Origin of the sequence: Methylobacterium sp. B4, assembly GCF_003201865.1 — a bacterium.
Lineage (GTDB): Bacteria > Pseudomonadota > Alphaproteobacteria > Rhizobiales > Beijerinckiaceae > Methylobacterium.
Genome location: NZ_QJJJ01000001.1, coordinates 276,985 through 299,246 on the forward strand (window position 1 = coordinate 276,985; position 22,262 = coordinate 299,246).

At 70.8% G+C, this 22,262-nt stretch carries 24 protein-coding genes; 7 read left to right on the forward strand and 17 right to left on the reverse strand.

Annotated elements, in window-relative coordinates; genetic code table 11:
* Window positions 1–61: 61 nt before the first annotated feature.
* The 4 genes from bchO to BY998_RS01405 are packed head-to-tail and all read right to left on the reverse strand — an operon-like array spanning window position 62 to window position 3,856.
* Entirely contained in the window at window positions 62–961 is a 900-nt protein-coding gene (gene bchO, locus BY998_RS01390) for an alpha/beta fold hydrolase BchO (protein WP_245421436.1), read from the reverse strand.
* 8 nt (window positions 962–969) lie between these two features.
* The gene (locus BY998_RS01395; RefSeq protein ID WP_110349825.1) at window positions 970–2,736 is read right to left on the reverse strand and encodes a magnesium chelatase subunit D; all 1,767 of its coding nucleotides are present in this window, start codon (window positions 2,734–2,736) and stop codon (window positions 970–972) included.
* Window positions 2,737–2,741: 5 nt separating this feature from the next.
* Window positions 2,742–3,251: a DUF192 domain-containing protein gene (locus BY998_RS01400; protein WP_110350238.1), complete on the reverse strand. Its 510-nt coding sequence runs from the start codon at window positions 3,249–3,251 to the stop codon at window positions 2,742–2,744.
* Window positions 3,248–3,856: a cold-shock protein gene (locus BY998_RS01405; protein ID WP_110349826.1), complete on the reverse strand. Its 609-nt coding sequence runs from the start codon at window positions 3,854–3,856 to the stop codon at window positions 3,248–3,250. The genes BY998_RS01400 and BY998_RS01405 overlap by 4 nt, the downstream gene beginning before the upstream one ends.
* Window positions 3,857–4,101: 245 nt before the next feature.
* Between BY998_RS01405 and BY998_RS01410 the strand changes: the two genes are divergently transcribed.
* Complete coding sequence (locus BY998_RS01410; protein WP_110349827.1) at window positions 4,102–5,079, forward strand: heparan-alpha-glucosaminide N-acetyltransferase; 978 nt, start codon at window positions 4,102–4,104, stop codon at window positions 5,077–5,079.
* Between the two features lie 3 nt (window positions 5,080–5,082).
* On the opposite strand, the gene efp is transcribed toward BY998_RS01410, so the two are convergent.
* Window positions 5,083–5,649, reverse strand: coding sequence for an elongation factor P (gene efp / locus BY998_RS01415; protein ID WP_110350239.1), 567 nt, complete (start codon window positions 5,647–5,649; stop codon window positions 5,083–5,085).
* A gap of 123 nt (window positions 5,650–5,772) precedes the next feature.
* Here efp and epmA point away from each other — a divergent pair, with 123 nt between their 5' ends.
* From epmA to BY998_RS01435, 4 genes are all read left to right on the forward strand, one after another.
* Window positions 5,773–6,831 carry an EF-P lysine aminoacylase EpmA gene (epmA, locus tag BY998_RS01420; RefSeq protein WP_110349828.1) on the forward strand — a complete coding sequence of 353 codons (1,059 nt, stop codon included), beginning with the start codon at window positions 5,773–5,775 and terminating at the stop codon, window positions 6,829–6,831.
* The gene (locus BY998_RS01425) at window positions 6,828–7,889 is read left to right on the forward strand and encodes a lysine-2,3-aminomutase-like protein (protein WP_110349829.1); all 1,062 of its coding nucleotides are present in this window, start codon (window positions 6,828–6,830) and stop codon (window positions 7,887–7,889) included. The genes epmA and BY998_RS01425 overlap by 4 nt, the downstream gene beginning before the upstream one ends.
* Window positions 7,886–8,509 (forward strand): glutathione S-transferase family protein, encoded by a 624-nt coding sequence (locus BY998_RS01430; protein WP_110349830.1) that lies wholly within the window; start codon window positions 7,886–7,888, stop codon window positions 8,507–8,509. Before BY998_RS01425 ends, BY998_RS01430 begins: the two co-directional genes overlap by 4 nt.
* 61 nt (window positions 8,510–8,570) lie before the next feature.
* Complete coding sequence (locus BY998_RS01435) at window positions 8,571–9,368, forward strand: YdcF family protein (protein WP_110349831.1); 798 nt, start codon at window positions 8,571–8,573, stop codon at window positions 9,366–9,368.
* A 169-nt stretch (window positions 9,369–9,537) separates the two neighbouring features.
* Here BY998_RS01435 and BY998_RS01440 read toward each other — a convergent pair whose 3' ends face one another.
* The 7 genes from BY998_RS01440 to BY998_RS01470 all read right to left on the reverse strand — a co-directional run bounded on the left by BY998_RS01440 (window position 9,538) and on the right by BY998_RS01470 (window position 15,188).
* Entirely contained in the window at window positions 9,538–9,801 is a 264-nt protein-coding gene (locus BY998_RS01440; protein WP_110349832.1) for a DUF3253 domain-containing protein, read from the reverse strand.
* Window positions 9,791–10,504 carry a DUF599 family protein gene (locus BY998_RS01445; protein WP_110349833.1) on the reverse strand — a complete coding sequence of 238 codons (714 nt, stop codon included), beginning with the start codon at window positions 10,502–10,504 and terminating at the stop codon, window positions 9,791–9,793. Before BY998_RS01445 ends, BY998_RS01440 begins: the two co-directional genes overlap by 11 nt.
* 85 nt (window positions 10,505–10,589) lie before the next feature.
* Window positions 10,590–10,868 carry an acylphosphatase gene (locus BY998_RS01450; RefSeq protein WP_110349834.1) on the reverse strand — a complete coding sequence of 93 codons (279 nt, stop codon included), beginning with the start codon at window positions 10,866–10,868 and terminating at the stop codon, window positions 10,590–10,592.
* A 134-nt stretch (window positions 10,869–11,002) separates the two neighbouring features.
* On the reverse strand, window positions 11,003–11,434 hold the full coding sequence (locus tag BY998_RS01455; protein WP_110349835.1) for a gamma-glutamylcyclotransferase family protein: 432 nt from the start codon (window positions 11,432–11,434) through the stop codon (window positions 11,003–11,005).
* A gap of 236 nt (window positions 11,435–11,670) precedes the next feature.
* Window positions 11,671–13,674, reverse strand: coding sequence for an acetyl/propionyl/methylcrotonyl-CoA carboxylase subunit alpha (locus tag BY998_RS01460; protein WP_110349836.1), 2,004 nt, complete (start codon window positions 13,672–13,674; stop codon window positions 11,671–11,673).
* 238 nt (window positions 13,675–13,912) lie between these two features.
* On the reverse strand, window positions 13,913–14,356 hold the full coding sequence (locus BY998_RS01465) for a hypothetical protein (RefSeq protein ID WP_110349837.1): 444 nt from the start codon (window positions 14,354–14,356) through the stop codon (window positions 13,913–13,915).
* A gap of 172 nt (window positions 14,357–14,528) precedes the next feature.
* On the reverse strand, window positions 14,529–15,188 hold the full coding sequence (locus tag BY998_RS01470) for a L,D-transpeptidase (RefSeq protein ID WP_110349838.1): 660 nt from the start codon (window positions 15,186–15,188) through the stop codon (window positions 14,529–14,531).
* 303 nt (window positions 15,189–15,491) lie between these two features.
* Here BY998_RS01470 and BY998_RS01475 point away from each other — a divergent pair, with 303 nt between their 5' ends.
* Window positions 15,492–16,421, forward strand: coding sequence for a histone deacetylase family protein (locus BY998_RS01475; RefSeq protein ID WP_110350240.1), 930 nt, complete (start codon window positions 15,492–15,494; stop codon window positions 16,419–16,421).
* Between the two features lie 25 nt (window positions 16,422–16,446).
* Here the strand turns inward: BY998_RS01475 and BY998_RS01480 are convergent, their stop codons facing one another.
* The 5 genes from BY998_RS01480 to BY998_RS01500 form a co-directional block, all read right to left on the reverse strand.
* Window positions 16,447–16,680: a hypothetical protein gene (locus BY998_RS01480; RefSeq protein WP_110349839.1), complete on the reverse strand. Its 234-nt coding sequence runs from the start codon at window positions 16,678–16,680 to the stop codon at window positions 16,447–16,449.
* 98 nt (window positions 16,681–16,778) lie between these two features.
* On the reverse strand, window positions 16,779–17,855 hold the full coding sequence (gene ribB, locus BY998_RS01485) for a 3,4-dihydroxy-2-butanone-4-phosphate synthase (protein WP_110349840.1): 1,077 nt from the start codon (window positions 17,853–17,855) through the stop codon (window positions 16,779–16,781).
* Window positions 17,856–17,889: 34 nt separating this feature from the next.
* Entirely contained in the window at window positions 17,890–18,981 is a 1,092-nt protein-coding gene (gene aroC / locus BY998_RS01490) for a chorismate synthase (protein ID WP_110349841.1), read from the reverse strand.
* 123 nt (window positions 18,982–19,104) lie between these two features.
* Entirely contained in the window at window positions 19,105–19,698 is a 594-nt protein-coding gene (locus BY998_RS01495) for a DUF3578 domain-containing protein (protein WP_110349842.1), read from the reverse strand.
* On the reverse strand, window positions 19,695–20,828 hold the full coding sequence (locus tag BY998_RS01500) for an anhydro-N-acetylmuramic acid kinase (protein WP_110349843.1): 1,134 nt from the start codon (window positions 20,826–20,828) through the stop codon (window positions 19,695–19,697). The genes BY998_RS01495 and BY998_RS01500 overlap by 4 nt, the downstream gene beginning before the upstream one ends.
* A 128-nt stretch (window positions 20,829–20,956) precedes the next feature.
* Here BY998_RS01500 and tyrS point away from each other — a divergent pair, with 128 nt between their 5' ends.
* On the forward strand, window positions 20,957–22,228 hold the full coding sequence (gene tyrS / locus BY998_RS01505; RefSeq protein ID WP_110349844.1) for a tyrosine--tRNA ligase: 1,272 nt from the start codon (window positions 20,957–20,959) through the stop codon (window positions 22,226–22,228).
* Window positions 22,229–22,262 lie beyond the last annotated feature (34 nt).

Sequence of the window (22,262 nt, forward strand, 5' to 3'; positions counted from 1 at the left end):
TTGACAGTAGGACCGGAATCCCCGTCAAGGCAAGAGGACACGGAGAGAGGACGTAACCGCTCTAGGGTGCAAGCGCCGCGACCTCGGCGGCGATGGTTTCGGCCACGCGCTCCGGCGCTTCCTCGTGGGCAAGGTGGCCGAGGCCGCGCAGCAGTTCCACCCGGGCCTGCGGCAGGCGCTCCCGCAGGGCGAAGGCGTCGTCCGGCTTGATCGCCTTGTCGTCGCCGCCGACGATCAGAAGCGTGCGCGTGGCGAGGCCGGGCAGGTCGCGGGACAGGGCGGGAAGATCCCAGTTCGCCATCATCCCGAGCGCACCCGCCACGTGGCCGGCGCGGGTGAAGAGCCGCCGGTAGAGTTCGAGCCCCTGGGGATCGAGGCGCGAGCCCGTGCCGTCGATGAGGCGGCGCACCGCCGCGCGGTCCGCGCCCCAGGCGAAGACCTTCGGGGTCACGGGGTTCAGGAACAGCACCCGGGCGATGCCGGGAAAGAGGATGTTGGCGAGCCCCGGAAAGGGCGTGAGCGCCCCGTTGATCGCCACGAGCAGGTCGGGAGCGATGCGCCGGTCGAGGCACATCCGGGCAAGCACCGCCGCTCCCGCCGAGTGACCCACCGCGAGGCGTGGCGCGAGGCCGAGCTGCGCCGTCAGATCGCCGACCGCCTCGGCCATCCCCGGCAGGGAAAGCCGCCGGCTCGGCAGCGGATCGCTGAAGCCGTGGCCCGGCAGATCGGGTGCGACGACCCGAAATTCCTTCGCCAGCAGGGGCGCCAGACCCCGCCAGGAATGGGTCGCGGCGCCGGTGCCGTGCAGGAGCAGGAGCACGGGTGCGTCAGGCGCCCCGAATTCCTGCAGGTGCCACCGGAGCCCCGCGGCCTCCACGAAGCGGCTCGCGGCACGGTGGGGCCAATCGCGGCCGTCGCGCTCCCATTTCGGCCGGTCTTTGTCGTGGCTGGGCAAGGGCAAGCCGACTTTCAGGCTGTCGCGGCGCGGACCGCGGCGCTGAGGCTGCCGGCATCCGCGTGGGGCAGCGGACAGTAGCGCGCCTGCGCCGCTTCGGCGAGGCGGCGCGCGCCGTCGGGCCGGTTTCCGGTGTCGATCACCAGGGTGCGGAGCCCCTGCGCCCGCAGCAGCCGCCCCGCCGCCAGGGCCTCCTCCCCCGCCAGCGCCCGGCCGCCGAGGCCGGAGCGGGCGACGTTGGCCCGCCCGTCAGTGAGCAGGACGATGACCGGATTGCCGCCCGAGCGCCGCACGCCGAGCGCCACGAGCGCGGCGGCATCGAGCCCGGCGGCGAGCGGCGTGCCGCCCCCGCCCGGCAGGCCGGCGAGCGCCCGCTTGGCGCGGACCAGGGAGCGCGTGGGCGGCAGCACGATGTCGGCGCGCGTGCCGCGGAAGGCCACCAGGGCGATGCGGTCGCGCCGGACGTACGATTCGGCGAGGAGCAGTTCGACGGCGCCCTTGGCCTCCGCGAGGCGTTCGAGCGCCGCCGAGCCGGAGGCATCGACGCAGAAGATCGTCGTGGTCTCGCTGCGCCGCTTCAGCCGGCGGATGCGGAAATCCTCCGGGGCGACGACGATGCGGCGATCCTCATCGCCAGTCCGGCGCAGGCCCTGCCAGGGGGCCGCGGCCCGTAGGGTCGCGATGAGATCGAGCGGACCTCGGCGCGGATCGCCCGCCCGGCTTCCGACAGGGCGGCCCTTGCGCGGCGAGGCCGAAGCCGCGCCCATCCGCCCCGCCGCCGATCCGGTCAGCGGCTTTCCGCCCGCCAGCAACCGGGCGAGCAGATCCTTCGGCAGGGCGGCACGGGCCGCCTCGATCACGACCTCCTCGAAGGCCCGCGGCGTTTCCGCGGCCTCCGACGCCTCGTCCCGCGGCGCTTCTTCGGGGGACGGCGCCTGCGGCTCCCCCTGCTCGCCCGCGTCGTTCTCGGCGTCGTCCGGCGGCTGCGGGGCCGGAGGCAGGCGCGTCGCCCGCGGCGCGAGGACGAGGCGAGCGGCCTTGATCAGGTCGGTTTCTCCGACGGAGTCGCGTTCCTCCGCCGCGGCGATCCGCCGGGCTGCGCGGAGCGCGAGGAGCGGCGCCCGCAGCGAATCGATGCCCAGCGCCTGCGCGACGGCGCAGAGGGCGGCATCGGGCTCGGATGCCGGTGCGCCGCCCTCGCCGGGGGGCGAGGAGAGCGGCGAGGGGAGCGGAACGGCATCGCGCAGACCCACCGCGCTCAGGTCGATCCGGAAGGCCAGCCGGTCGGCCAGCGCCGCCGACACGGTCTCGTCCTCCTGCCCGTCACGCGCCTGCCCCTCGTCCAGCAGCACGAGGCCGAACCGGGCGGGCAGGCGGAGGGCGAGGCCGTCGCGCTCCAGGGCGAGTTCACCCGTATCGAGGCTGCTCGCGAGCCGGGCGACGGTGCCGCGCTCCAGCCGCTCGGCCATGGGCACGACGACGACACCGCCATCGGCCTCCGCGAGAAGGCCGCGTTGCGCCACCGGCCGGCCGGTGCGCAGGGTGGCGGGCAGATCGAGCCCGCCGATCAGCCGATCGTCGGCGATGCCGGGGGGCATGCGGTGGATCGGGCCCGCGAACCGCTCGCGCAGCGCCGCGAGCCAGAGGTCGCGCACGGGGCCGGCCCCGGCCCGCAGGACGATGCCGCCGAGGCCGTGGGGATCGGCGGCGAACAGGTCCGCCACTCGAAGGGCATCGGCCCAGGCCGCCGCCGGATCGGCTCGGGCCTCCGCCTCCGGCATCGCTCTCAGCGCCTGAACAGGGTGTGCTCGACCCGGTCGCCCGCGCGGATGCCGAGCTTGGCCGCGGTGCCCGCGTTGAGTTCGAGCACCGCGAGCACGGGCTCGCCCGAGGCGATGACCTTCGTCGAGAGCGGTTCGGTGTCGGGGGCGATCCGGGCGATCGAGCCGTCGGAGCGGATGAATACCATGTCGAGGGGCAGGTAGGTGTTCTTCATCCACATGGTGACAGGCATCGGCCGCTCGAAGTCGAACAGCATGCCGTGGTCCGCCGCCATGGAACGGCGATACATCAGGCCGCGGGCGCGCTGCGCGTCGTCGCGCATCACCTCGACCTGGAAGGCGTGGCGGCCGCTCTTGGCGACGATGCCGAGCGGCTCGGTCGCGGCCTGCGCGGCGGGCGCGGCCTCCTGGGCACGCAGGATGGTGGCCGGGCCTCCCGACAGGGCGGCGAGGCAGGCGGCGAGGCGGAAGGCGCGGGACGCGGTACGGAAAGCAGGCACGCGGATCACCGTCAGTGGGAAGCGGGAAGCGCCCCGTCGACGAGGCGGACTTCCGCCGCCATAGCACCCTTCGAGCCGTCGCCGTAGCGCACCAGCACCTGCTCGCCGGGCTTCAACTCGGCTATGCCGTAGCGGCGCAGCGTCTCCATGTGGACGAAGATGTCGGGCGTGCCGTCGCCGCGGCTGACGAAGCCGAACCCGCGCAGCCGGTTGAACCACTTCACCACGGCGAGTTCCAGGCCGCTCGTCGGCGTCACGTTCACGTGCGTGCGCGGCATCGGCAGTTCGGAGGGGTGGAGCGCGGTGGATTGATCCAGCGACACCACCCGGAAGGTCTGCCAGCCGCGCGCCCGCTGCACGGCCTCGACCACGATGCGCGCGCCCTCGCTCGCGGCCTGGAAGCCGTCGCGGCGCAGGCAGGTGATGTGCAGGAGCACGTCCGCCGAGCCGTCGTCGGGCACGATGAAACCGAAGCCCTTCGAAACGTCGAACCACTTGATGCGGCCGGCGACCTCGACGAGTTCCGTCGGGAGCTCGGCCTCGCTGTCCCGGTCCGTCGCGCGGTCCCGGCTCTCCGCGGTTCGGGGCCCGACGGGACTGAGTTCGTGTTCGTTCGACATGTAAGCAACCCGTGCCGAATCGCGCCGCGCAATTCCGAGGCTACGTTAACAAAGTCACGATTCGCGGGAAGCCCGTTTGGCCGGCATTGGGACATCGCGGCGAGCAATTTCCGCGCACATGGCGTCCATGCCGCAGCAGGCGGTGGAGCCGATTCAACCGGCGGATTCAGGAAACCGTTCCCGGCCCCGCCGCCACAACGAGGGCGCGCGTCGCTCAATGCGCCGAAGGGTGGTAGGGCGCCGGCATGCCTGCTTCCCCCTCTCCCGCGACGGACCGGCGGATCGTCGCCCTCGATCTGGCCCGGGGCATCGCGCTTGCCGCCATGGCCGCCTATCACGGCCTGTGGGATCTCGGCTTCTTTCAGCTCACGCCGCAGAACCTCGCGCTGACGCCGCCGGGCCGGCTCGCGGCGCACGCCATCGCCGGCTCGTTCCTGCTGCTGGTCGGGATCGGCCTCGTGCTCGCCAACGCAGATGGCGTGCGCTGGCGGCCCTTCCGGCTGCGGCTGGCGCGGATCGGCGGCGCGGCCCTGATCATCACGGCGGCCACGTGGTTCGCCTTTCCGCAGAGCTACATCTTCTTCGGCATCCTGCACTGCATCGCCGTCTCCAGCGTGCTCGGGCTGCCGTTCGTGTTCCTGCCGGCCTGGGTGACGGCGCTGGCTGCCGCCGCGGTGATGCTGGCGCCGCGCCTCGTCGGGCATCCTCTGCTCGACGCGCCCGAACTCTATTTTCTCGGCCTCGGCCGCGGCCTGCCCGACACCAACGATTGGGTGCCGCTGTTTCCCTGGTTCGGGCTCGTTCTCGCGGGCATCGCACTCGCCCGCCTCGTCCGGCCGGCGCTGGCCGGTTCGCGGCTCGCCCGCTGGCGGCCCCGGAACGTCGCCGCGCGGGCCGCGGCTCTCGCCGGGCGGCACAGCCTCGCCGTCTACCTCGTGCACCAGCCGGTGCTGCTCGCTCTCTTTGCAGGGCTCGTCACCCTGACCGGGCCGCATCCGAAGGCGGGGCTGGCGAGCTTCCGCAAGGATTACGTCGCCAATTGCACCCGCACCGGCGGCGGGCCGGAGGCCTGCCGCATCGCGGCGCGCTGCACAGCGGATGCCCTGCGCCGTAAGGAATTGTGGGGTTCGGGAAAACCCTATTCGGTCGAGCAGCGGGCGCAGGCGCAGGGCCTCTCCCAACGCTGCTACGAGGCCGCGGAAGGTACCGCGGCCCCACCGTAAGGGTCAGTCCTTGGCACGCTCCACGTAGGAGCCGTCCGCCGTCATGATGACGACGCGGGTGCCGGTGGTGATATGCGGCGGGACGCTCGTCTTCAGGCCGTTCGAGAGGATCGCCGGCTTGTAGGACGAGGAGGCCGTCTGGCCCTTGGTCACCGGCTCGGTCTCGACGATCTCGAAGGTCATGCGCTGGGGCAGCTCGATGGTCAGCGGCACGCCGTTATGGGTCGAGAGGCTGACGGTCATGCCCTCCTGCAGGTAGGGGGCGGAATCGCCGATCACGTCCTCGGGAACCGCGATCTGCTCGTAGCTCTCGGGGTTCATGAAGTGATACCCCTCGCCGTCCTGGTAGAGGAAGGTGTGGTCGCGGTCCTCCACGAAGGCCCGCTCCACCTGTTCGGTGGTGCGGTAGCGCTCGGACACCTTCACGCCGTCGGTGATGCGGCGCATGTCGAGCTGCGTCACCGGGGTGCCCTTGCCGGGGTGGATGTTCTCCGCCGTCAGGATGACGTAGAGCTTGCCGTCCTTCTCGACGACGTTGCCCTTACGAAGGGTACTGGCGATCACTTTCACGAGCGTGGACCTTGGCTTGACGAGAACGGCGGCTCTTTCCTGGCGCATCGGCCGGGCGAGCGGAATCATCCGCGAGGCCCTATCCTATCCGCGGCTCCGTTGCCAGCGCGAGGCTCCGTTCGCGTGAGCACCGAACCCTCGCCCTGGTGGCATCCCGGCATCCACGCGGATCGCCGGCCCCTGCTCCTGACCCGCAACCGCATCCTCGCGGCCTTCCGCGGGCATTTCGCGCGGCACGACTTCGTTGAGGTGGAGGCCGCCGCGCTGCAGGTCTCTCCGGGCAACGAGGCGCATCTCTCCGCCTTCGCCACCGAGGCGATCCTGCCCGACGGACGCCGCGAGACGCTCTACCTGCACACCTCGCCGGAATTCGCCTGCAAGAAGCTGCTGGCCGCGGGCGAGCCGCGCCTCTTCAGCCTCGCCCGCGTCTTCCGCAACCGCGAGCGCGGCGCCCTGCACCATCCCGAGTTCACGATGCTCGAATGGTACCGGGCCGGTGAGACCTACGACGCACTGATGGCCGATTGCGCCGTGCTGCTCGCGCTCGCCGCCGAGACCGCCGGAGCAAAGCGGCTGAGCTTCCGCGGGCGCGAGGTCGATCCTTTCGCCCCCTTCGAGCGGCTGACCCTGGCCGAGGCGTTCCACCGCTTCGCCGCCATCGACCTCCTCGCCACCGTTTCGGCGGACGGCGCGACCGACCGCGACGCGCTCGCCGATGCGGTGATGACCCGGGGCCTGCGCGTGGCCGCCGACGACAGCTGGGCCGACCTGTTCAGCCGCGTCCTCGTCGGGCTGATCGAGCCGCATCTCGGCCAGGGCCGCCCGACCATCCTGTGCGAGTATCCCGTCAGCGAGGCCGCGCTCGCCCGGCCGAGCCCGCGCGATCCCCGCGTCGCCGAACGCTTCGAGCTCTATGCCTGCGGCGTCGAGCTCGCCAACGCCTTCGGCGAGCTGATCGACCCGGAAGAGCAGCGCCGCCGCTTCGAGGCGGAGATGGCGGAGAAGGCCCGGATCTACGGCGAGCGCTATCCGATCGACGAGGATTTCCTGGCGGCACTCGCCCTCATGCCCGAGGCCAGCGGCACCGCGCTCGGCTTCGACCGGCTGGTGATGCTGGCCACGGCCGCGCCGCGGATCGACGACGTGATCTGGACGCCGGTGGTCCGGGGACAGGCCCGGTGAGTATCGCCCTCAAGAGCCCCGCGGCGCTGGCCCAGGCCGGGCTTGTGCCGGCCGCCGACCTGCCCGCCCTGGAGCGGGTCGCCGGTCGCTACGCCGTCTCGGTCACGGCCGACATGGCCGAGCTGATCGAGCCGGGTGCCCCCGATGATCCCATCGCCCGCCAATTCGTGCCGCGCGCCGAGGAGATCGAGACGGGTCCCCATGAGCGCGCCGATCCCATCGGCGACGACGTGCACGAGCCGGTGCCGGGCATTGTCCACCGCTATCCCGACCGGGTGCTGCTGAAGCCGCTGCATGTCTGTCCGGTCTATTGCCGCTTCTGCTTCCGCCGCGAGCGCGTCGGGCCCGAGGGACAGGGCTCCCTGAGCGAGGCGCAGCTGGCGGGGGCCTACGCCTACGTCGCGGCGCAGCCGGAGATCTGGGAGGTGGTGGTGACGGGCGGCGACCCCTTCGCCCTCTCGCCCCGCCGGCTCGGGAGCATCGCCGCGGCGCTCGGCGCGATCCCGCACGTGCGGGTTCTGCGCTTCCACACCCGCGTGCCCGTGGTCGAGCCGGCTCGCGTGGACGAGCGGCTGGTGGCCGCGCTCAAGCGCTTCCCCGGTGCGGTGTTCGTGGCGCTCCACGCCAACCACCCGCGGGAATTCACGCAGGCCGCGCGCGGGGCGATCGCCCGGCTGGTCGATGCCGGCATTCCTATGGTGAGCCAGAGCGTGCTGCTGCGCGGCGTCAACGACGACGCGGCGACCCTGGACGCCCTGATGCGCCGCTTCGTCGAGAACCGGATCAAGCCCTACTACCTGCACCACGGCGATCTGGCGCCGGGAACGGGCCACCTGCGCACGAGCCTGCCCGAGGGGCAGGCGCTGATGCGGGGCCTGCGGGGCCGCCTCTCCGGCCTCGCTCAGCCGCTCTACGTGCTCGATATCCCCGGCGGTCACGGAAAGGTGCCGGTGGGGCCGGGCTATCTGGAGGAATCGGACGGGGCGTGGCAGGTGACCGACCCGCGGGGGGCGGTTCACCCTTATCCGCCCGCGACAGACGACGAGGACGAGCGATGACGCGCAGGCTGTGGGGACGGGCGAGCTCCGGCAACGTCCAGAAGGCGCTCTGGGCGCTCGACGAATTGGGCTTGCCCTACGAGGCGATCGAGGCGGGCGGTGCCCACGGCATCGTCGGCGAAGCGGCCTACCGGGCGATGAACCCGAACGGCCTCGTGCCGACGCTGGAAGAGGATGGCTTCGTGCTCTGGGAGTCGAACGCGATCCTGCGCTACCTCGCTCATGCCCATGGCGGCCCCCTCGCCCTGCCGGAGGAGCCCCGCGCCCGGGCGCTGGTCGATCAGTGGCTCGACTGGCAGGCCACGTCCTTCACGCCGGCCATGCGCGACGCTTTCCTCCAGCTCGTGCGCTTCGCGCCCGAGAAGCGCGATAGCGCCGTGGTCGAGGCTTCGCGAGCCAGTTCCGAGCGCTGCGCCGCCCTGCTCGACCGGCACCTGGCCGGGACGCCCTACGTGGCGGGCGAGCGCTTCTCCATCGCCGACATCGCCGTGGGGCTCGCGGCGAACCGCTGGTTCCAGCTTCCCCTGGCGCGGGAGGAGCGGCCCGGCATCCGGCGCTGGCTCGCGACGCTGGCGCAACGTCCCGCCTCCTCGGCCGTTCTGTCGCTGCCGCTCACCTGAGCCGTTCGCGGCGGAGGGCCGGACCGTGACCGATGCCGCATCCGGATCAGGACTGAAGAAGATGTTCTTCCCGCTCTCGAAGCTCGTCTTCTTCGTCCTCACTCCTTCGAACTTCCTGATCCTGCTCGGACTCCTCGGCTGCCTGCTGCTCTTCACCGAGTTCGGCCGCGGCTTCGGACGCGTCCTCGTCGCGGCCGGCTTCGTCGGGCTCCTCGTGGCCGGGCTCTCGCCGCTCTCGGCCTGGGTGCTGATGCCGCTGGAGAACCGGTTTCCCGCCTTCGCCGACGACGGCATGCCGGTCACCGGCATCATCGTGCTCGGCGGCGCGGTGGAGGCGGACACCTCGATCGGGCGCGACCAGATCAGCGTCAACGACGCGGGCGAGCGGCCGATCGCCTTCGCCGACCTCGCCCGGCGATACCCGCAGGCGCGCCTCGTCTTCTCGGGCGGGGCGGGCAGCACCCGCGAGGACGCGGTCTCGGAGGCCGAGATCGTCAGCCGCTTCGCCGACACGCTGGGCGTGCCGCGCAACCGCCTGATCCTGGAGCAGCAATCGCGCAACACCCGCGAGAACGCGGTCTTCTCCGCGCGCATGACCCAGCCCAAGCCCGGGGAGCGATGGCTTCTCGTGACCTCAGCCTGGCACATGCCGCGGGCGATCGGCTGCTTCCGCAAGGCCGGCTTCGCGGTGACCGCCTACCCGGTGGATTACCGCACCAACTGGCCTCGCGACGCGTACCGCTTCGCCACCTTCGCCTCCGACGGTTTGAAGGAGCTCGATATCGGCGTGAAGGAGTGGGTCGGCATGATCGCCTACAAGTTCGCAGGCTACACCGACGAGGTGATGTCGGCGCCGTAGCGGAGCCTCAGTCCGTTCCCGTCTGATCGCCCCGGATCGTCACGGCGAGGCGGAGCCGGAGCCATCCGGCGCTCCGCACGATCCGGAGGGATCGCGCCGCTGGATCGCTTCGCGTCCGCTCGCGATGACGGTCCGCGGTGAAGGCCTGGGCCATAGAACGGAAGCCGTGTCAGCCCCGCGGCAGGCTGAGCCGGTAGATCCCGCGAAAATCCTCCGGGTCCGGCACCGGCTTGCCTTTCCGAAGGATCTGCACCCGGCCCTCCTTGGTCAGCCGCACGGCGACGCGGCGCACCGGCTGCATCAGCGGACTCCAGCCGTCCGGATGCGGGCCGCCGAGCGCGCGGGCGACCTCGGAAGGGCAGCAGGTCTTGTCCGCCCCGCGCTCGGTCACGAGGCGCAGCAAGGTCTCTTCGATCGCGGCCTCATCGGCCATGCACATCCTCCTCGGCGAGCAGAAAGGCGCGGATGCGTGAGGAGAACTGACGCCGCCACATCACCCAGACCACACTCGCGGTTGCCAGCATCATCACCGGCGCGCTCACGAACCAGCCGAGATAGGCCAGCGCGAACAGGAAGGCACGCTGGCCCTTCGCGAAATGCGAGCCCGCCGCCACGTTCATCGCGCCGGCCCGTTCGGCCGCACGGAGCATCACCGCCTCGGAGGCACCCGAGCCTTTGGGCGGCACCGCGCCGATCAGGATGGCGCCGTAGTTGAACAGCCGGTAGGCCCAGGCGAACTTGAAGAAGGCGTAGACGAACACGACCGCCAGCCCGGCGACCTTGATCTCCCAGGTCTGGCGGGTGGTGCCCGCGCCGAAGGGCAGCGCGGAGAACAGGTTCAGCACGTCGTCGCCCGAGCGCGACAGCGTCAGCACCGAGCCGAGCGCGATCAGCGAGGTCGAGGCGAAGAAGGCGGTGCCGTTCTGCAGCGAGGCGTTGATCGTCGTGTCCACGACCCGGTTGTCCCGGGTGATCATCTGCGCCGCCCAACGGTGCCGCTGCCGGTTCATGATCTGGCTGAGGCTCAGCCGGTCGCCGCGCCGCCGCTGCACGGCGAGGCTGTAGCCGGCCCAGGACGCCACGAAGAAGACGAGGGCCGCGAAGTCGAGCGGGGAGAAGGCGTGGAGGTCCCACATGGTCAGGGCGTCGTCCCGCCGGTCGGAAAGGTCATGGCTCCGGCGGCTACAGGCCGGACGGCCGCACGGCAAGTCCCGCCGGCTTCTACCCGCGGATCTCGAAGCCCTCGCCCTCGGCGTCCGCCTCCGTCACCTCGATGCCGTCGACCCGGGCGGCGAAGGGGCCGCGTCGGCACTCGGCGAGAAGCGCCTCGACCGCCTCGGCGGGGCCGGAGAACAGCGCTTCGACCGTGCGGTCGGGACGGTTGCGGACCCAGCCCGCGACGCCGTGCCGGTCCGCCCGCTTCTTGGTCCAGGCGCGGTAGGACACGCCCTGCACGCGGCCGCGGATCACCGCGCGGATGGTTTTTCTCTCGGTGCTCACGACGGACGGGACTCCCGAAACGCAGGTCCGGGAGTTCTGCCGTCTCCCGGGGAGCGGGCGGGCGCCCGCGGCTGGCCGCCTGGATACCACGCCGCCGCGCTCGGCGCCGAGGAAGGCCGGGCTCGTTCCGGGTCTCAGGCCGGAGCCCGGCGCTTCCAGCCGCGGATCTCCTGAAGATAGGCGCCGGGCAACTGCGCCGCCTGCCCCGCGGCGAGCACGGCTTCGAGATAGCCCGGGCGGGGCAGGCCTCCGGACGGGCTGCGGCCGAGATAGATCAGGGCGCGCTTGGTGCCGCCCTCGGCGACGATGGGCTGGTAGGCCTTCACGTAGAGGCCGCCCGCCACGCCCTCGTAGCGGTCGAGGGCCGGCACGTCGGAGAGCGCCAGTTCCCACAGCACGCCCCAGACCGTCGAGCCGGGCGCGCGCACCGCGGAGGCCCAGCCCTCGCGCATGATGACGAAGCGGTGCCGCGGCAGCCGCCCGCGCCCGATCAACCGCGAGGCCGGGCAGCGCTGGGCCATGGCGGCGGCGTCCATGTTGGCGCCGTAGGCGAAGTAGAGGGGCATGAGTTTTTCAAAGCGGCGCGGGGTGCCGGCTCGCCCGGGACGCCGCGCCCGTGAGAGCGATCGCGCGCGAGGCGTGCCGGCGTCGCGGTCTGGATTGCTTGGCTGCCGCTCGCAACGACGGTCGAGACGGACCCGCATCGTCATTGCGAGGCGTCAGCCGAAGCGATCCGGGGCGCCGGCCGACCCGGAAAGGTCGCACCGCCGGACCGCTTCGCGCGCGGTGACCGGGCCGCCGATCAGGCGAATTCCATGATCACCGCATCGACCGCGAGGCTGTCGCCTTCCTTCGCGGCGATCTTCGAGACGGTGCCGTCGCGCTCGGCGCGCAGCACGTTCTCCATCTTCATCGCCTCGACGATGGCGAGCGGCTCGCCGTTCTTCACCTCTTGGCCCTCCGCGACCATGATCTGCTTGACCAGGCCCGGCATCGGACAGAGCAACTGCTTGCCCGAGCCGACATTCTCCTTGATCGGCATCAGGTCGGCGAGTTCGGCCTCGCGGCGGGTGAAGACCCGCGCCTCGGCCGCCGCGCCCGCGTGCTGGAGGAACACGCCGTTCAGGAGCGGGCGCACCTGGATCGCGATCCGGTCAGCCCCGACCGTACCGGTCCAGACGGGATCGCCGGGGCGCCAGTCGCTGCGCACCGGGGCCACCGTGCCGTCGTTGAAGGTGACGAGGAGGTCGTCGTCCTGCGCCTCGACGGTGACGTTGAAGCGCTGGCCCGAGAGCACCACCACGCGCTCGCGCTGGAAGGTCAGCAGGCTCGGGTCGCGCATCTGGCCGGAAATGCCGCGCTTGCGGATGTTGAGCTTGTGGTCGATCGCCGCCGCCACCGCGGCGAGCCGGTGGGCAACCTGTCCCTCGGGCTCGGGAGCGGAGAAGCCCTCCGGGAACTCCTCCTTGATGAAGCCCGTGGAGAGCCGGCCCTCGCGCCAGCGCGGATGGGACATCAGGGTGGCGAGGAAGGGGATGTTGTGGCGGATGCCCTCGATGGCGAAGGCGTCGAGGGCGGTGGCCTGCGCCTCGATCGCTTCGAGCCGGGACGGCGCCCAGGTCACGAGTTTGGCGATCATCGGATCGTAGTGGATCGCGATCTCGCCGCCCTCCTCCACGCCGGTATCGTTGCGGACGATTGCCTCGCCGAGAGGGCCCTCCTCCGGCGGCTGGTAGGTGGTGAGCCGGCCGATCGAGGGCAGGAAGTTGCGGGTCGGATCCTCGGCGTAGACGCGGCTCTCCACCGCCCAGCCGTTCAGCTTCACATCCAATTGCGCCATCGGAAGCGCCTCGCCCGCGGCCACCCGGATCATGAGCTCGACGAGGTCGAGCCCGGTGATCATCTCGGTCACCGGGTGCTCCACCTGCAGGCGGGTGTTCATTTCGAGGAAGTAGAACGACTTGTCCTGGCCGGCGACGAACTCGACGGTGCCGGCGGAATCGTAGTTCACGGCCTTGGCGAGCGCGACCGCCTGCTCGCCCATCCTGGCGCGGGTCTCCTCGTCGAGGAGCGGGCTCGGGGCCTCCTCGATGACCTTCTGGTTGCGGCGCTGGATCGAGCACTCGCGCTCGCCGAGATAGATCACGTTGCCGTGCTTGTCGCCGATCACCTGGATCTCGATGTGGCGCGGATCGGTGATGAACTTCTCGATGAAGACGCGGTCGTCGCCGAAGGAGGAAGACGCCTCGGACTTGGCGCGGGCGAAGCCCTCGGCGACCTCGTCGGCCGATTCGGCGATGCGCATGCCCTTGCCGCCGCCGCCGGCCGAGGCCTTGATCATCACCGGATAGCCGATCTCGTCGGCGATCTGGACGGCGTGCTCGGGGCTCTCGATCACGCCGAGGAAGCCGGGCACGGTCGAAACCTGCGCGGCGGCGGCGGCCTTCTTCGACTCGATCTTGTCGCCCATCGCGGCGATGGCGCCGGGATTGGGGCCGATGAAGACGATGCCGGCTTCAGCCAGCGCCTTCGGGAAGGACTCGCGCTCGGAGAGGAAGCCGTAGCCCGGATGCACCGCCTGCGCGCCGGTCTGCTTGCAGGCGTCGATGATCTTGTCGATCAGGAGGTAGGACTGCGCGGCCGGGGCCGGGCCGATATGCACGGCCTCGTCGGCCATGGCCACGTGGACGGCATCGCGGTCGGCGTCCGAGTAGACCGCCACCGTCTTGATGCCCATCCTGCGGGCCGTCTTGATGATGCGGCAGGCGATCTCGCCCCGGTTGGCAATCAGGATTTTCTCGAACATCGCAGCCGCTTCTTCAGGGGGACTGTTCCGGCTCGCCCCTCCCGAAGGCAAGCCTGACCGCTTCCCGATAAAGCAGTTGTGCGAGAGACGGAAGCTGCGCCGCCCCGTCCAAAAGGCCAGCCTCGATGAAATCCGATTGACGGCTCATCAATTCGAATTTTTGCCGGTGCCGAAGCCTTCCCTTCCTCTCGATACCGAGTCCATGCCCGGTCTCGACTTTGTATTCATCATGCAGTCTTCAGGCGGCGCAGTGCAGGCGTCCGGCGCCGGCCGTCTGCGGCTCGCGGTTCATGCTCTTGGCCCGCAGGGCGAAGGCGATCAGCGTCTCGTCGCTGGTCTCGGCCTCGCGCACGATCTCCTGGGCGATGCGGCTGCCGAGCGCGGTGGGGCCCTTGCGGCCGGCGATGGAGGCGGCGAGCCACGCGGCCATCTCGCGGGTGATGATGCCGGTGGGGCGCTCGCCGTGCACGGCGAAGTTCACGACTTCGGCCGTGACGAAGGCGCCGAAGCCCTCGTGGGTGTCGGCCACCGCCCGGTCGAGGGCGAGGAGCAGGTCGGCCTCGTCGCGACCCATGATGCCGTCGGGAAGGATCTCCCGGGCGAGCTCGCGGACATCGTCCTGGACGAGGCGGCCGGCATCGACGATGCGGGTGCAGAACAGTTCAAGCGCAGTGTTGGTCATGGTCTGATGCCTCCCCGGCTCGGTTGCGCCGGTCTTCGTTCGTGTCTGTGCTGACATTACGGGGCGGCAACGCTCGAACAGGTTAATGGCTAAATCTGAACCCGTGTTCAGGTAAACGCAGGCTCACGAATGAGCCTTTCGGAAATCTTGCTTCCCGAAAGTAAGACTCTCTTCAGCGAACCACGACCCGCGTCCCGACCGGCACGCGCGCGTAGAGATCCATCACGTCCTCGTTGAGCATGCGGATGCAGCCCGAGGAGACCGCCTGCCCGATCGTCTCCGGCTCGTTGGTGCCGTGGATGCGGTAGAGCGTGTCCTTGCGGTTTTGCGCGAGGTAGAGGGCGCGGGCGCCGATCGGGCTGTAGGGACCGCCCTCCAGGCGCCCCGGCAGGTCGGGCCGCCGGCCGATCATCTCGGGGGCGGGGTTCCAGTCCGGCCATTCGAGCTTGCGGTCGATCTCCGCCGTGCCGGTCCAGGACTGGCCCTCCTTGCCGACCGAAACCGGGTAGCGCAGGGCCTTGCCGCCGGGCTGGACGAGGTAGAGCCGCCGCTCGGCGGTCCCCACCACGATGGTGCCCACCGGTTCCCGGGTCGGGAAGTCCACGCTGGTGCGGGCGATGGCCGGATCGACGGGGGCCTGCGGCGCCAGCTTCATCCAGGCCGCGTCCCGCTCCGGTCCCGGCGGCAGGGGTGGAACGGGCGGCAGGGCGGCGGTCTGGACCGGCATGGCGGACGGAGCGACGAGCGGTGCGATCTGTGCCGTCTGCGACGATTGGCAGGCGGCCAGCGGCGCGAGCCCCGCGAGGAGGACGAGGGCGGGCAGAGGGCGCATGGCGGGGCCGGTCGTGCGAGGGCAACCAGCGAGTGTGACGAAGGGTTTATGGCCAAGCTGGGGCCGGGCGGCCTTCGCGGTGTGGAATCGGGACTTCCCGCGCGAAGAACGATTTCAGGCTGTTGCGCGCCGACGACAACGGCGACAAGCTCTGGTCCCAACAACAATGGCGGCAGGCCCGGCGGAACCGGAACCTGTCGCATCGGCGATGGACGAGGGCCGACCCGCATCCGCGGGGCGGACCGCGACCAGACGGTCTCGTCGCGCTCCGGGCCACCGGCGCCGCACCCGGGAGAAACGACCCTGAGTACCCTTTACGTCACCCATCCGAGCGCCGTCGAACACATCGTCCCGACCGGCCATCCCGAGCGCCCCGCCCGCATGCAGGCGGTGGAGCGCGCGCTGGAACACGAGCGCTTCGCGCCCCTGGTGCGCTGCCACGCGCCGAAGGCCGAGACCTCGGTCGTCGAACTCGTGCACCCGGCCTCCTTCGTCGAGGCCCTCGTCGCGGCCTCCCCCACCGAGGGCTTCTTCCAGATCGACGGCGACACGATGATGTCCCCGGGCACGCTCGACACCTGCCTGCACGCGGTGGGCGGCTCGAACCACGCGGTCGACGCGGTGATGCGGGGCGAGAGCACCAACGCCTTCGTCGCCATGCGCCCGCCCGGCCACCACGCCGAGATCTCCCGCGCCATGGGCTTCTGCCTGTTCAACCACGCGGCCATCGCCGCGCGCCATGCCCGCAAGGCGCACGGCGCTTCCCGGGTCGCGCTGGTGGATTGGGATGTCCATCACGGCAACGGCTCGCAGCACATCTTCTGGGCCGACCGGGACGTGATGTACGCCTCGACCCACCAGATGCCGCTGTTTCCCGGCACGGGCGCGACGGGGGAGCGGGGCGATCACGACACCATCGTCAACGCGCCGCTCAACGCCTTCGACGGCAGCGAGGTTTTCCGCGAAGCGTTCGAGGCGCGGATCCTGCCGCGGCTGGAGGCCTTCGCGCCGGACCTGATCGTCATCTCGGCAGGCTTCGACGCGCACAAGCTCGACCCGCTGGGCAACATCCAGCTCGATGAGGCGGATTTCGGCTGGGCGACGCGCAAGCTGATGGAGGTGGCCGACCGCCACGCGGGCGGGCGCATCGTCTCGATCCTGGAGGGCGGCTACAGCCTGGACGGGCTCGGCCGCTCGGTGGCCGCCCACATGGATGCGCTGATGGGGCGGTGAGCCGGCACCGCCCCGGCCGTGCGGGCTACCGGTGGGCGAGGATTAGGGTGATGAGCACGGCGGCGACGCTGAGGAACATCACGCTGCCGAGGATCGCCCCGGTCACGGCGTTGACGGAGACGTAGGTTCCGGCGACGCGGCTCAGGGCCGGCACGACGCCGTGCCGGTCCGGCCCACCGCCGGGATGCCCGCAGGACGGGCAGGCGAAGGCCTTCTCGGAGATGCGGTGATCGCAGGCGGGACAATTGACGAGACCCATGCGCGCTCCTTCGTCCGCAACCGGTGGTCGGATCGACCCCCTCTCGAGGAACTGGGAACGGCCGCGCTTGTCCGCAAGGGCCGCACCCGGAGTCCGCATCAGCCCTCCAGCGGCTCCTCGCTGACGAGTTCGATCCCGAAGCCCGACAAGCCGACATAGGAGCGGGACGAGGAGGACAGGTTGCGGATGGAGACGACGCCGAGGTCGCGCAGGATCTGCGCGCCCAGGCCCACCTCGCGCCACTGGCGCACGCGCTGGGCCTCGGCGCCCTCCTCCGCGTAGCGGTTGAGCGGGACGCCCGCCGTGCCGTCGCGCAGGTAGACGAGGATGCCGCGGCCCTCCTTGGCGAAGCGGCGCATCACCGCCTCGATCTGCCCTCCGCCCTCGATCACGTCGGCGACCACGTTGGAGCGGTGCAGGCGCACGGGCATGTTGCGGCCGTCGCCGATGGGGCCGTGCACGAAGGCGAATTGCTGGATCGGCTCGAAGGGCGTGACGTAGGCGTAGCCCGTCATCGCACCGAACTCGGTCTTGACCGGGAAGGTGCCGACCCGCTCCACCAACCGGTCGCGGGCCTGCCGGTAGGCGATCAGGTCGGCGACCGAGACGCGCTTGAGGCTGTGGCGCTGCGAGAAGTCGTCGATCTGCGGCCCCTTCATCACGGTGCCGTCGTCGTTGGCGAGTTCGCAGATCACGCCCACCGGCGGCAGGCCGGCGAGCTTGCACAGATCGACGGCGGCTTCCGTGTGGCCGGAGCGCATCAGCACGCCGCCGTCTCGGGCGATCAGCGGGAAGACGTGGCCGGGCCGCACGAAGTCGCCCGCGCCCATGTTGCCGTTGGCCAGCGCCCGCACCGTGTTGCAGCGCTGCTCCGCCGAAATGCCGGTGGTCAGGCCGTGGCGCACGTCCACGGTGACGGTGAAGGCGGTGCCGAGAGGCGCGTCGTTCGAGGCCACCATCGGGTCGAGATGGAGGCGGCGCGCCTCGTCGAGGGTGATCGGCGCGCAGACGATGCCGCAGGTGTTGCGGATGATGAACGCCATCTTCTCCGGCGTGCAGAGCGAGGCGGCGACGACGAGATCGCCCTCGTTCTCGCGGTCGTCGTCGTCGGTGACGACCACGATCTCGCCGCGGGCGAAGGCTTCGATGGCCTCGGTGACGGTGCAGTGGGACACGGGCTAGGTCTCGCTTCTGGCAGCGGGCCGGCGATCAGCCGACCTGGCCGCGGTGGCGCAGGAAATGGTCGGCCAGCACGCAGGCCATCATCGCCTCGGCGACGGGGACGGCGCGGATGCCGACGCAAGGGTCGTGGCGGCCCCTGGTGATCAGATCGACCTCGCCGCCGTCGCGGTTCACGCTCTGGCGCGGCGTCAGGATCGAGGACGTGGGCTTCACGGCAAAGCGCACCACCACCGGCTCGCCCGAGGAGATGCCGCCGAGAATGCCGCCGGCATGGTTGGCGAGGAAGCGCGGGCGCCCGTCATTGCCGGCGCGCATCTCGTCGGCGTTGTCCTCGCCGCGCAACGCCGCGGCCGCGAAGCCGTCGCCGATCTCGACGCCCTTGACCGCGTTGATCGACATCATCGCCGCGGCGAGATCGGCGTCGAGCTTGCCGTAGACCGGGGCGCCGAGACCGGGGGGCACGCCCTCGGCCACCACCTCGATCACCGCGCCGACGGAGGAGCCGTCCTTCCGGATGCCGTCGAGATAGGTCTCGTAGAGCGCGGCCGCCTTCGCATCCGGGCAGAAGAACGGGTTGTTGCCGACCTCGGCCCAGTCCCAGTTCGCGCGGTCGATCCCGTGCGGGCCCATCTGCACCAGGGCAGCGCGGATGGTGATGCCGGGGATCACCTTGCGCGCGACCGCGCCCGCCGCGACCCGCGCGGCGGTCTCGCGGGCGGAGGAGCGCCCACCGCCGCGATAGTCGCGGATGCCGTACTTGGCGTCGTAGGTGTAGTCGGCGTGGCCGGGCCGGTAGCTGTCGCGGATCTCGGAATAGTCCTTCGAGCGCTGGTCGGTGTTCTCGATCATCAGCGCGATCGGCGTGCCCGTGGTGAGCTGGCGCCCGCCGGTGCGGTCGTCGCTGAACACCCCCGACAGGATCTTCACCTGATCGGGCTCGCGCCGCTGCGTGGTGAAGCGCGACTGGCCGGGCTTGCGCCGGTCGAGCTCGGCCTGGATCTCGTCGGCCTCCAGCGCGAGGCCGGGCGGGCAGCCGTCCACCACGCAGCCGAGAGCGACCCCGTGGCTCTCGCCGAAGGTCGTGACGCGGAACAGGTGGCCGAAGCTGTTGTGGGACATGGTGCGCGTGCCTTAGCGCGGCTTGAAAGACGGCACAAATTCGAGCCGCGCACGACAGCTGCCCTGTCGCCGCACAGGCTCAATTCGTGGCCGCGCTCATTTCCAAAAGGGGTTTGCGGCCAGTCACGCCTTGGCTCCGCCCCGCGCCTTCAGAGCGCGGTAGGCCGCGATCCCCGTGGCGAGATCGGCGTGCAGGCGCCGCTCGTCGGCCAGTGCACCGAGATCGTAGGTCACTCCGAGGATGTGGGCGGCCTCGTAGCCCTCCGGCAATTCGCCGACGCTTCCCAAAGTGATCGCCGGGACCGGCAGCGCGTCCGAAAAATCCGAGAGGCGGTCCCGCAACCGGGTTCCGGCGGCGCGCAGATGATCGCCCGCACGCGGACCGTGCTCGCGGATCGCCGTCACCGTTCCCTGCGCCAGGGAGAGATGCACTGCTTCGCGATGGGCGGGGAAGAGGTAGACGAGGTAGTATCCGCGGGTCGCGCTCGTCGTCACCGCCGGGTCGAACACCGCGAGCCAGGGCACGGCCGCCCAGTGACTGCCGCGGCCCGGACTGCCCTTGACGAGGAAGGAGCCGCCGAGCGGTCCGAGCGCCCGGCGCAGCTCGTCCGGCGCCCCTTTGCGGATCACGTGCGCCAGCGGGTGCCCGGCCACCGGGTCGAGACGGGCGAGCGGGTATTCCTCGATGATGAGGCGCAGGGCGTGACCGAGAGTCAAGGCTCCGAGACGATCCCGCCGGTGACCGGGGCGCGCACGCCCGTGGTGGTCGGATAGGTGAGCGCACGCCCCTCCAGGGCGCGCAGCGCCAGATAGGCGAAGGCCTGTGCCTCCAGGAAGTCCGAGGACCAGCCGATCGCGTCGGCATTCATCACCTCGGCCTCAAGAAGCCGCTCCAGCATCGCCATCAGCGTGCGGTTCTTCGCGCCTCCGCCGCCGACGATCCAGCGGGTCGGGCGCTCGCGCGCGAAGGCGAGGCTGCGGGCGACCGCGTGCGCGGTGAAGGCGGTCAGCGTCGCCGCGCCGTCCTCGATCGTGAGGTAGCCGGCGAGCCGGTGCGAGAACCAGTTCCGGTCGAGCGATTTGGGTGGCGCGCGCAGGATCAGCGGATGGCCGAGCAGGTTTTCGAGCAGGTCTTCGTCCACGCGGCCGCGGGCGGCGGTGGCGCCCCCCTCATCGAAATCCCTCCCCTCGCGCTCCTTCATCCAGTCGTTGATCGGGCCGTTGCCCGGCCCGGTGTCGAAGGCGAGCACGCCGCCGGCCGAATCGATCAGGGTGACGTTGGCGAGTCCGCCGATGTTGAGGATTCCGAGCGGCCCTGAAAAGCCGGCGGCCTCGGCCAGCGCCTTGTGAAACACCGGCACCAGCGGCGCACCCTGGCCGCCCTGCGCCACGTCGTTGGCACGCATGTCGGACACCACCCGAACGCCGAGGCGCTTGGCCAGCGCGGCGCCGTCGCCGATCTGCACGGTGAGGCCGAGCCGGGGCCGGTGGATCACGGTCTGCCCGTGGAAGCCGACCACGTCGATCTCTTCGGGCCGCAGGTCGTTCTGCGCCAGGAAGGCTTCGATCGCCTCGGCATGGGCGTTTGTGACGAAGTCTTCCGCCTGCCGAAGGCGGCCGGGCCGCTCGTCCCGATTGCGGATGCCTTCCGCATCGCGGGTCGCCTCGCGCAGGAGCGCCTTCTCGTCCTCGCCGTAGCCGCGATATCCCGTCGGACCGAGCGGCGCGATGAAGCCGTTGGCGGACGTCACGACCCGGATGCGCTCGCCGTCGCTCTCGATCAGCGCCACGTCGATCCCGTCCAGCGAGGTGCCGCTCATCAGGCCGATCGCGCGCTTCATCGCCATGGCCGCCCCTCTCCCCGTGCCTTTCGCGGCCCGCCCTGCTAAGAGCCCGCGCGAGCGCTTCCCCTCCCGGGATAGCATTCCGGCCGCGCCGCTGTCGCGCCGCTCAAAACAGTCCGAGACCGACCACGATGACCGCCGAGAGCTTCGCGCCGAAATCCAACTTCATCCGGGTGCTGCAGGAGCGCGGCTACATCCACCAAGCCTCCGATCTCGCCGGCATCGACGCGCTGGCGGCCGAGGGCGGGCTGACGACCTATACCGGCTACGACTGCACGGCGGCCTCGCTGCATGTCGGCCACCTGCTCTCGATCATGATGCTGCACTGGCTGCAGCAGACCGGCGGCAGGCCCGTCGTGCTGATGGGCGGCGGCACCACCCGGGTCGGCGACCCTTCGGGCCGCGACGAGTCGCGCAAGATCCTCTCGCTCGAGCAGATCGAGACCAACAAGGAGGGGATCAAGAAGACGTTCTCGCGCTTCCTCGGCTTCGGCGAGGGCGGAAACGATGCCGTGATGGTCGACAACGCCGAGTGGCTGACCCGGCTCAACTACATCGAGATGCTGCGCGACATCGGCCGCCACTTCTCGGTCAACCGCATGATGTCGATGGACAGCGTGCGCATGCGGCTGGAGCGCGACCAGGAACTCTCGTTCCTGGAGTTCAACTACATGATCCTCCAGTCCTACGATTTCGTGGAGCTCAACCGCCGCCTCGGCACCCGCCTGCAGATGGGCGGTTCGGATCAGTGGGGCAACATCGTCAACGGCATCGATCTCGGCCGGCGCATGGGCACGCCCCAGCTCTACGGCCTGACCTGCCCGCTGCTCACCACAGCGTCCGGCGCCAAGATGGGCAAGACCGCCGCCGGCGCGGTCTGGCTCGATGCGGGCATGCTCTCGCCTTACGATTACTGGCAATTCTGGCGCAACACCGAGGATGCCGACGTCGGCCGCTTCCTCAAGCTGTTCACGCTGCTGCCGCTCGCCGAGATCGAGCGCTTGGCCGCGCTGCAGGGCGCCGAGATCAACGAGGCCAAGACGGTGCTGGCCACCGAGGCGACCCGGCTGATGCACGGCGACGAGGCGGCGCAGCAGGCGGCGGAGACGGCCCGCAAGACCTTCGTGGAGGGCACGCTCGCGGAGTCGCTACCGAGCGTCGCCGTGCCGCGCGCGGCGCTGGAGGCGGGACTCGGCCTGCTCACGGCGTTCGGTCCGGATTACGCCCGGCTGGTTCCCTCCACGAGCGAGGCGCGCCGCCAGATCAAGAGCGGCGGGCTGCGGGTCAACGACGTACAGGTAAGCGATGAGCGCGCGGTCCTGCGCAGTGAAGACCTGACCGTCGAGGGCGTGATCAAGCTTTCCTTCGGACGCAAGAAGCACGTGCTGCTGCGGCCGGAATGAGCCTTCCGCATCGGTTCGATCACGCTCGCGCTGC

Coding starts and splice junctions, on each gene's coding strand:
- BY998_RS01460 (WP_110349836.1), bottom strand. CDS start 13,674: ATGTTCGAGAAAATCCTGATTGCCAACCGGGGCGAGATCGCCTGCCGC.
- BY998_RS01500 (WP_110349843.1), bottom strand. CDS start 20,828: ATGGCGATGAAGCGCGCGATCGGCCTGATGAGCGGCACCTCGCTGGAC.
- BY998_RS01435 (WP_110349831.1), top strand. CDS start 8,571: ATGTTCTTCCCGCTCTCGAAGCTCGTCTTCTTCGTCCTCACTCCTTCG.
- BY998_RS01440 (WP_110349832.1), bottom strand. CDS start 9,801: ATGGCCGATGAGGCCGCGATCGAAGAGACCTTGCTGCGCCTCGTGACC.
- BY998_RS01465 (WP_110349837.1), bottom strand. CDS start 14,356: ATGACCAACACTGCGCTTGAACTGTTCTGCACCCGCATCGTCGATGCC.
- BY998_RS01480 (WP_110349839.1), bottom strand. CDS start 16,680: ATGGGTCTCGTCAATTGTCCCGCCTGCGATCACCGCATCTCCGAGAAG.
- BY998_RS01455 (WP_110349835.1), bottom strand. CDS start 11,434: ATGCCCCTCTACTTCGCCTACGGCGCCAACATGGACGCCGCCGCCATG.
- aroC (WP_110349841.1), bottom strand. CDS start 18,981: ATGTCCCACAACAGCTTCGGCCACCTGTTCCGCGTCACGACCTTCGGC.
- BY998_RS01410 (WP_110349827.1), top strand. CDS start 4,102: ATGCCTGCTTCCCCCTCTCCCGCGACGGACCGGCGGATCGTCGCCCTC.
- tyrS (WP_110349844.1), top strand. CDS start 20,957: ATGACCGCCGAGAGCTTCGCGCCGAAATCCAACTTCATCCGGGTGCTG.
- BY998_RS01470 (WP_110349838.1), bottom strand. CDS start 15,188: ATGCGCCCTCTGCCCGCCCTCGTCCTCCTCGCGGGGCTCGCGCCGCTG.
- BY998_RS01405 (WP_110349826.1), bottom strand. CDS start 3,856: ATGTCGAACGAACACGAACTCAGTCCCGTCGGGCCCCGAACCGCGGAG.
- BY998_RS01445 (WP_110349833.1), bottom strand. CDS start 10,504: ATGTGGGACCTCCACGCCTTCTCCCCGCTCGACTTCGCGGCCCTCGTC.
- BY998_RS01430 (WP_110349830.1), top strand. CDS start 7,886: ATGACGCGCAGGCTGTGGGGACGGGCGAGCTCCGGCAACGTCCAGAAG.
- BY998_RS01395 (WP_110349825.1), bottom strand. CDS start 2,736: ATGCCGGAGGCGGAGGCCCGAGCCGATCCGGCGGCGGCCTGGGCCGAT.